Here is a 1,786-nt window from a genome sequence, read left to right on the forward strand (position 1 = left end):
ACCCCCACCTCTCACCCCCTTTTGTTCCCCGGCCCCGCCCACCAAACCCCCGTGGGCCACATCGTCCCCCACGCCGTCCGCGCCGCCGGTGGTGTACCTCGCGAATTCCACACGATCGCCGTCGACGACGGCATCGCGATGGGACACGGCGGCATGCTGTATTCCCTTCCCAGCCGGGAGATCATCGCCGACTCCGTCGAGTACATGGTCAACGCGCACACCGCCGACGCACTCGTGTGCATCTCCAACTGCGACAAGATCACCCCCGGAATGCTCAATGCCGCACTGCGTTTGAACGTTCCCACCGTGTTCGTCTCGGGCGGTCCGATGGAAGCGGGCAAGGCCGTCGTGGTGAACGGTGTCGCCCAGGCACCGACCGACCTCATCACGGCGATCTCGGCGAGCGCCAACGACGCCGTCGACGAGGAGGGACTGGCCGAGGTCGAGCGCAGCGCGTGCCCGACGTGCGGGTCGTGCTCGGGCATGTTCACCGCGAATTCGATGAACTGCCTCACCGAGGCACTCGGCCTGGCGTTGCCGGGCAACGGTTCCACACTCGCCACCCACGAGGCCCGGCGCGCGCTGTTCACCCGCGCCGGAACCACCGTCGTCGAGGCCGCGCTGCGGTACTACCGGGACGAGGACGACTCCGTCCTCCCCCGCAACATCGCGACACCCGCCGCGTTCCGCAACGCGATGGCACTGGACGTCGCGATGGGCGGTTCCACCAACACGGTGCTGCACACCCTCGCGGCCGCGCAGGAGGGCGAGGTCTACGACTTCGACCTCGACAAGATCGACGAGATCAGTCGCAAGGTGCCGTGCCTGTCGAAGGTCTCACCCAACTCGGACTACCACATGGAGGACGTGCACCGGGCCGGCGGAATCCCCGCGATCCTCGGCGAACTCCGCCGCGCGGGACTGCTCGAGAGCGACGTCTCCACCGTGCACACGAAGAGCTTCGACGAGTGGCTCGACACGTGGGACATCCGGTCCGGCAAGGCATCCGACGAGGCCGTCGAACTGTTCCACGCGGCGCCCGGCGGTGTCCGCACCACCGAGCCGTTCTCGACGAACAACCGCTGGTCGTCGCTCGACACGGACGCCGCGAACGGCTGCATCCGCGATTTCGAGCACAAGCACACGGTCGAGGGCGGCCTGGCCGTGCTGCGCGGCAACATCGCCGTCGACGGCGCGGTCATCAAGACGGCAGGCATCGACGAAGACCTGTTCCACTTCCAGGGACCCGCGCGCGTCGTGGAGTCGCAGGAAGAGGCGGTGTCGGTGATCCTCGGCAAGAAGATCCAGCCCGGTGAGGTCCTCGTCGTCCGCTACGAGGGCCCTGCGGGCGGCCCGGGCATGCAGGAGATGCTGCACCCCACCGCATTCCTCAAGGGCTCCGGCCTCGGCAAGAAGTGCGCGCTGATCACCGACGGCCGCTTCTCCGGCGGCTCCTCGGGACTGTCCATCGGCCACATCTCCCCCGAAGCCGCCAGCGGCGGCGCCATCGGCCTCGTGGAGGACGGCGACCAGATCCTCATCGACATCGCGACCCGCACCCTGAGGCTCCTCGTCGACGACGCGGTGCTCGCCGAGCGCCGGGCGAAGATGGAGTCGTCCGAGCGTCCGTGGCAGCCGGTGAACCGCGAACGGACCGTCACGACGGCCCTGCGCGCGTACGCCGCGCTGGCGACGTCCGCCGACAAGGGCGCGGTCCGTCAGGTCCCCTGACCCCACGCACCGACAGCTCCGGCCACACACGAAGCCGGGTGCCGCAGCAGGTTTC

1 protein-coding gene is annotated in these 1,786 nt (G+C 68.9%); it reads left to right on the top strand.

Translation table 11 applies throughout. The features are described 5' to 3' along the window. Positions 1–21: 21 nt before the first annotated feature. Positions 22–1,731, top strand: coding sequence for a dihydroxy-acid dehydratase (gene ilvD, locus ACFTZB_RS45410; RefSeq protein WP_378442531.1), 1,710 nt, complete (start codon positions 22–24; stop codon positions 1,729–1,731). Positions 1,732–1,786: the final 55 nt, after the last annotated feature.

It is taken from the genome of Rhodococcus sp. NPDC057014 (assembly GCF_042673295.1).
Classification (GTDB): Bacteria; Actinomycetota; Actinomycetes; order Mycobacteriales; family Mycobacteriaceae; genus Rhodococcus_F.